The sequence below is a fragment of the Streptomyces sp. DT224 genome, from assembly GCF_049844595.1.
GTDB lineage: Bacteria > Actinomycetota > Actinomycetes > Streptomycetales > Streptomycetaceae > Streptomyces.
Window position 1 is genome coordinate 1 of the sequence record NZ_JBNCLI010000051.1, and the last position, 362, is coordinate 362.

General features: G+C 74.3%; 1 protein-coding gene. It reads right to left on the reverse strand.

The genetic code is table 11. The features are described from left to right. Positions 1 to 362 (reverse strand): MFS transporter (locus tag ACLQ2N_RS35990; protein WP_425820007.1); only part of this gene is annotated, 362 nt, incomplete at both ends.

Below are 362 nucleotides of genomic sequence, written 5' to 3' on the forward strand. Positions count from 1 at the left end.
GTCACGGGCCACGCCCATCATCAGCGCCGTCAGACCGAGCCCGACGCCCTGGGCCGCCCTGCCGGCCAGCAGCCACGTGAACGGCAGCGGCAGCACGGTGAGCGCGCTGCCGGCGACGACGACCGCCAGCGTGGTGAGGATCGTGGCCCGCCGGTGCGGGCCGGCTCCGAGCCTGCCCAGGACCGGCGTGGCGACGGCGCCGCTGAGCAGCGCGATGGTCAGCGTCCACTGCGCGCTGCCGAGCGAGACGTGGTACGAGGTCGCCACGCTGGTGATGAGCGGCGTCCCGAGGCTGGCGACCGCCGCCACGACCAGAGCGATGAACATCAGGGAGGGGACCAGCAGCTGCGCCTCGGAACGCG